This window comes from Microcystis sp. M109S1, assembly GCF_020247025.1.
Lineage (GTDB): Bacteria > Cyanobacteriota > Cyanobacteriia > Cyanobacteriales > Microcystaceae > Microcystis.
Genome location: NZ_JADBRW010000130.1, coordinates 1 through 6,602, shown reverse-complemented (window position 1 = coordinate 6,602; position 6,602 = coordinate 1). Strand labels below are relative to the sequence as shown.

At 42.3% G+C, this 6,602-nt stretch carries 5 protein-coding genes; 4 read left to right on the top strand and 1 reads right to left on the bottom strand.

What is annotated here, in order from left to right; genetic code table 11:
• The first annotated feature begins 491 nt into the window (after positions 1–491).
• The 3 genes from IM322_RS06240 to hypF are packed head-to-tail and all read left to right on the top strand — an operon-like array spanning position 492 to position 3,943.
• A complete protein-coding gene (locus IM322_RS06240; protein ID WP_287675510.1) occupies positions 492–902 on the top strand; it encodes a coiled-coil domain-containing protein in 411 nt (136 codons plus the stop codon).
• Between the two features lie 52 nt (positions 903–954).
• Entirely contained in the window at positions 955–1,629 is a 675-nt protein-coding gene (locus IM322_RS06235; RefSeq protein ID WP_286827035.1) for an ATP-dependent Zn protease, read from the top strand.
• 49 nt (positions 1,630–1,678) lie between these two features.
• Positions 1,679–3,943: a carbamoyltransferase HypF gene (gene hypF, locus IM322_RS06230; RefSeq protein ID WP_287675509.1), complete on the top strand. Its 2,265-nt coding sequence runs from the start codon at positions 1,679–1,681 to the stop codon at positions 3,941–3,943.
• Between the two features lie 124 nt (positions 3,944–4,067).
• On the opposite strand, the gene IM322_RS06225 is transcribed toward hypF, so the two are convergent.
• On the bottom strand, positions 4,068–4,358 hold the full coding sequence (locus IM322_RS06225) for a hypothetical protein (RefSeq protein ID WP_287675508.1): 291 nt from the start codon (positions 4,356–4,358) through the stop codon (positions 4,068–4,070).
• A 365-nt stretch (positions 4,359–4,723) separates the two neighbouring features.
• Here IM322_RS06225 and IM322_RS06220 point away from each other — a divergent pair, with 365 nt between their 5' ends.
• Positions 4,724–6,454: a diflavin flavoprotein gene (locus IM322_RS06220; RefSeq protein ID WP_287675507.1), complete on the top strand. Its 1,731-nt coding sequence runs from the start codon at positions 4,724–4,726 to the stop codon at positions 6,452–6,454.
• The last annotated feature ends 148 nt before the right edge of the window (positions 6,455–6,602 follow it).

Sequence of the window (6,602 nt, the reverse complement as noted above, 5' to 3'; positions counted from 1 at the left end):
GTGGTCAACTACCTAATTTTCAGGGAAAAAGTACCTGAATTTTCCCCCTGATCACTCCCATGCCTGGTACTTTTTGATTGACAAAAAGTCTAAAAGTCTTACCCAACAAGGTTTTTAGATTTATTCAGCAGACCCTATCTATATAGGAAAACAATAATGTTTATTTATGGTAAAGGAGAGATGGGGAGGTGGGGGATTTAGCTGGAAATTTCCCTATCACCCTAAATCCCTATTGCCTCTTGCATAGTGCGATCGATATTCATCAATAAAAGTTATCCATACAGGCAAACAATAATGTTTATTTATGGTAAAGGGGAAGTGGGGAAGTGGGGGATTTAGCTGAAATTTCCCTATTACGCTAAATACCTATTGCCGCGTTGAACCTAGAACTATCAATGGGTAACAGTTTGATTTTGACTCCATAATTAAATTAGTCAACGATCGACCCAATCTCAAGACGAGAAAAAATTAATCTATTAGGAGTTTAGCTGATGACGGCTTTTACGGAAAATGACCTAAAAAGGTTAGAAGATTTGATTATCAGTGGACAAAAAGCGATCGAAACTCGTTTAACCTCTTTGGAGAGTGGACAAAAAGCGATCGAAACTCGTTTAACCTCTTTGGAGAATGGACAAAAAGCGATCGAGAATAGTGTCGGAGAGATCAAAAGAGAAATTCAGGTCTTGGAGATAGGACAGATGGAAATTAAGGGAGAAATCAGGACTTTAGACGCAAAAATCACGGGTTTAAATGAAAGAGTGAAACTGATCGAGGTATCCGTGGGAAAAATTCCCGATTTAGCTGAAAAAATTGGCGAGGTAAAAAACTGGAAACAGATCGGTATATCGATTGTGACTGCTTTTGTGGGTGGGGTAATTGGTTGGTTAATTCGGGGAAAATAAAACTAGGGAATGTAACATAGTATTAAGCATTTGTATATTTTTATCAATTTTTATGGAACAGACAGCTTTAAATCTGATCGCGATTACCGTTTTTTCGATCACTCTTTCCGTGTTTGTCACTCCTTTGCTGTCTATTTCGCCTTTTGTTCCCGCTTTGGCTACTCTTAGCCTCTTGGGATTAGTTACCGTTGATACTCTCACCTTTAATAACCGGGGCGTGACTTTACTACTGGATGCTCTTTCTCCTAGTAAACACCGTCAAAGAGTTATTCACCACGAAGCCGGGCATTTTCTCACCGCTTATATTTTAGGCATTCCGATCGCTGGTTATAGTTTGACCGCTTGGGAAGCCTTTCGTCAAGGCCAGGAGGGAGTCGGCGGTGTTCAATTTGACCTAGCAGATTTAGAGCAAAAAGTCAAGAATTTTAGCGATTTTCCTGCTTTTTTAGAGCGAATTTCTACGGTGTGGATGGCGGGAATTGCTGCCGAAACCTTAGTTTATGGTAAAGCGGAAGGGGGAGAAAGCGATCGATTTTATCTGCAATCGGCCTTAAAATTAGCGGGGGTTTCCGAGAATAATTATGCCCAAAAAGAGCGCTGGAGTTTATTACAGGCAAAAACTCTTTTAGAAAAACAACAGACTGCCTATCAAGCTTTAGTGATAGCTATGGAAAAAAGGGCCAGTGTGGAAGAATGCTGTCGGGTGATTAGTGAAAGTTTAGTATAACGGGAAAAGTAATCAGGGATGAATTTGATGATTTCCCCGTTAAATTTTTATGAATAATCAGATCAATCAATCCGATCAGCGATTAGCTTTAATTGTGCGCGGAGCAGTACAAGGGGTCGGTTTTCGTCCTTTTGTTTATCGATTAGCAACGGAATTAAACTTAGCCGGTTGGGTGAATAACACAGCAGCGGGAGTTTTTATTGAAGTCGAGGGCAATCGAGACAAACTAGAAACTTTTTTGACTCGATTATCTTTAGAAAAACCACCTCGATCGCTAATTGAAAATATTGAGACTCAATGGTTAAATCCCGTCGGTTATCAAAACTTTAGCATACGTCCTAGCAGCGGCGGTGAAAAAAATACAATTGTTCTGCCCGATTTAGCCACTTGTCCCGATTGTTTAGCCGATATTTTTGACCCGAATAATCGTCGTTATCGCTATCCTTTTACTAACTGCACTAACTGCGGTCCTCGCTACAGTATTATCGAGAGTTTACCCTATGATCGCAGTGCCACAACTATGAGGGGTTTTAATCAGTGTCCCGAATGTCAAAGGGAATACGAAAACCCTCTGGATCGCCGTTTTCATGCCCAACCGAATGCCTGTCCTCGTTGCGGACCCCAAATTAGTCTTTTAGATAGTCAAGGATGTGTATTAGCGGAAAAAGATCAAGCTTTAATCGCTACTGCTAGAGCAATTGAACAGGGAAAAATTATGGCGATCAAAGGGTTAGGAGGATTTCACCTAGTTGTCGATGCGAGAAATACGGAAGCAGTGCAAAAATTGCGACAACGCAAACAGCGACCGGATAAGCCTTTTGCCGTGATGTATCCTAATCTTGAGTTAGTGAAAAAGCATGGTTATGTATCTTCTTTAGAATCGCAATTATTGCAGTCTCCTGCAGCGGCAATTGTCCTGATTAAACAAAGAAAAAATTATCTTTCTGCTGCCGTTTCTCCAGGTAATCCCTATCTAGGAGTCATGTTACCCTATACTCCCCTACATCATCTTTTATTAGCAGAATTAGGCTTTCCTATTGTAGCAACCAGTGGTAATCTAGCCGATGAACCTATCTGTATTGAGGAAAAAGAAGCTTTAGAAAAATTGGGAACAATCGCCGATTTTTTTCTAGTTCATAATCGTCCCATTGTTCGACCAGTGGATGACTCTATTATCAGGGAAATGGCGGGAAAAGCGATGATTTTGCGGCGGGCGCGGGGATATGCTCCCTTTCCCGTTAAAGTTAATGATGGAGATTTTCCTCCGATTCTGGCCGTGGGAAGTTATTTTAAAAATACCGTGGCTATCTATCAAAAAAATCAAGTTTTTATCAGTCAACATATCGGCGATTTAGATACGGTTAATGCTGTCAATCACTTTGAAAATATTCTCGATAGTTTAAAAAAATTATACGAGTTTGTACCGGAAATTATCGCCTGTGATGCCCATCCTGAATATCTAGCGACCAAGTACGCTTATAGTTTAAATTTACCCGTTATTCCCATTCAACACCATTACGCTCACGTTTTATCCTGCATGGCAGAACATCAGCTACAACCTCCGGTTTTAGGGGTTGCTTGGGATGGAACAGGATACGGTTTAGACGGCACAATTTGGGGAGGGGAATTTATCTATATCACTGCCGATTCTTGGCAGCGAGTCGCCCATTTTAAACCCTGGCCATTACTGGGAGGAGAAAAAGCGGTTAAAGAACCCAGACGAGTGGCTTTAGGATTACTAGAAGTTATGGAAAATACGGCTAGGATAAAATCAGCTTTTAGTGAACAGGAATGGTCGATTTTTAGGCAAATGTTAACAAAAAAAATTAATTGTCCTTTAACTTCTAGTGTCGGGCGTTTGTTTGATGGTGTGGCGGCGATTCTAGGTTTATGTTATCAATTAAGTTTTGAGGGACAAGCAGCAATGCAGTTAGAATTTGCCCTTGAGAGCATTAAAACGGAGGAATATTACAATTTTTCTTTGTCCGCCGACTCACCCATAGTTATTGATTGGAATCAGATAATTTTAGGAGTTGTTGAGGATTTAGAAAAACAAGGACAAATCGGCATAATTGCCGCTAAATTTCATAATAGTTTAAGTGAGATTATTGTAGAAATTGCTCACAAAATAGGCAGAGAAAAAATTCTCTTGACGGGAGGCTGCTTTCAAAATCGTTATCTGACGGAAAGAACAATTAATCGCTTACAAGCTTCGGGATTTCAACCCTACTGGCAGCAAACTGTTCCCACTAATGATGGTGGTATTAGCCTTGGTCAAATTATCGGGGCTTTTTCTAGACTTAAACGGTTCTAGAATAGCCGACAATCTACATTTTTATTGGGTTATGTCAGCAGCGTTAAAGATCAACCACAGAGACAGAAAGAACAGAGAGAGCCGATTTTTTTCTAGACTGTTGGGATTGTCGAAAATTGAAATCTTAGCTTAAACGATGCCACTCAACGATTTTATTGCCTACTTTCAAAATAATTGCTTGACCTAAACTCAGTTCTTGTGTCACATTAACTAGATGGGCGAAATTTTGACGGGTGATTGCTAGTCCCTGCAAACAGGCTAGAAAATCGAGACAGAGAACCGTAGAAAATTCCCAAGTTTGTCGGTAAACACGGCAATTATCTGGTAAAAAAGCCACAAGAGCGCGAAAATGAGTCAAAGCGGCTTTCTCAAAATTGGCGCTAGTGCAGTCAAAAGACGAGTGCTGATAGCTCATAAAAACTTTGCCTGATAGGGAGAGAGCAGGGTTTTCCTCAGACTAGCACCTCGCTTCTGGGGATCACCTTCCCTTTAGAATTTCTCAATAGACTGGCAAATCCCCCCAGAGGAGTATCGTTACCCGCGAGCAAATTGCTAGAAGCTAGGTTTATTCCCAGAGATAGTGTACTTTAGATATTGATGTCCTTCCGGCTGGCAAGATAACCTATAAATTTCCCCACTCGTCCCCAGCGATAAAAGGCTGTATTTAGTCAAAAATCAAGTGTTGACTTTGATGCCAAACTTGCCTAGTAAAAAATGATCACAGCCTCAAGTTGCCGCTTAACTAATTGACTACTTAACTGATAACTGGTAACTAAGATTATGAATAATGCAATTGTCAAACCGAGAGATGTACAAGTAGCACCTATTGCCGTCGATACTTTTGTCTTTCGTTCCCGCACTTGGGACCGGTTAAAATTCGAGATTGAATACGGATTACAAAAGGGAACCACTGCCAATAGTTATTTGATTAAAAGTGAAAAAGTCGCTCTTTTTGATCCACCGGGGGAATCATTCTCGGCTATATTTTTAGAGGCTTTAACTAAAAGAATCGATCCGAAAACCATTGATTATATTATTCTCGGTCACGTTAACCCCAATCGTGCCGTTACCCTCAAGGCACTTTTAGAAATCGCTCCTCAAGTCACTTTTGTTTGTTCTAATCCAGGGGCAATTTCCCTGAAAAAAATTCTCGAAACCGAAGCATTAAATCTGTTCGTTGTCAAGGGGGAAGAAATATTAAATTTAGGAGCAAACCATCAATTAGAATTTATCCCCACTCCTAACCCCAGATTTCCCGATCAACTCTGTACCTACGACAGCAAAACTGATATTCTCTACACCGATAAATTATTCGGGGCGCACGTTTGTGGCGACCAAATTTTTGATGAGGGTTGGACAGTTTATAACGAAGATCGGCGTTATTATTTTGATTGTCTGATGGCTCCCTATGCCAGCCAAATTAGCAACGCTTTGGAGAAATTAGCCGCTAAATCGCCCTTATTTTATGCCGTTGGTCACGGTCCTCTGGTGCGTTACGCGATGCACGAATTGACCCTTTCCTATCAACAATGGTTAGCAGTACAAAAGTCCCAAGAGTTGACAATCGCCCTGATTTATGCTAGTGCCTACGGCAACACCGCCACCCTCGCTCAAGCGATCGCCATGGGGATCACGAAAGCGGGAGTAGCAGTCACGGCGATTAATGCCGAGTCCGCCGAACCAGACGAGATCAAAACGGCGATCGAAAAAAGTGTCGGTTTTATCTTTGGTTCCCCCACTCTGGGAGGACACGCACCGACTCCCATCCAAACCGCCTTGGGGATTACCCTGGCAAATGGCGATAAAAGCAAGCTGGTGGGGGTTTTTGGCTCCTACGGTTGGAGTGGTGAAGCGATCGATCTTTTGGAAAGTAAATTCCGGGATGGCGGTTATCGCTTCGGTTTTGAGCCAATTCGGGTTAAATTTAAGCCGACGGAGGCAATTTTAAAGACCTGTGAGGAAGCGGGAACCGATTTCGCTCAAGCAGTCAAAAAAGCTCGCAAAAGCAGACAACCAAAAACTAATGTTAACCAATCCCAAAGCGATCGGCGATCGCAAGCTCTGGGACGTTTGGTGGGTTCTCTCTGTATCGTCACCTGCGAATTGGGAGAATTGCGCGGCGCCATGTTAGCTTCTTGGGTGTCGCAAGCGACGTTCACCCCCCCCGGATTGACTATTGCCGTGGCGAAAGAACGAGCGATCGAGTCTCTGCTTTATAGCGGTACGCCTTTTGTCCTTAATATCCTCCAAGAAGGTCAACATTTGGCTTTAATGAAGCATTTTCTTAAACCTTTTGCCCCCGGAGAGGATCGTTTTGCTAATATCGAAACCACTAAAGCTGAGAACGGTGGGCCGATTTTGGCCGAAGCGCTCGCTTATCTGGAATGTCGGGTAGAACAACGAATGGAGTGCGGTGATCATTGGCTGCTTTATGCGATCGCAGAAAAAGGCAAGGTTTTACACCAGGGTTTAACCGCCATCCATCATCGCAAATCTGGCAGTTACTATTAATTTGTCGTTTTGACATCCTCACCGCCGTAAACGGACGGTGATTCCCAAACCTCACGATTTAGGTTTCTGCTTCTTTCCCTTGCGGGGTTTCGCACCTGCCTTAACAGATTTACTCTGTTCTGGTCTTATGGTCGCTCTACAGACTGAC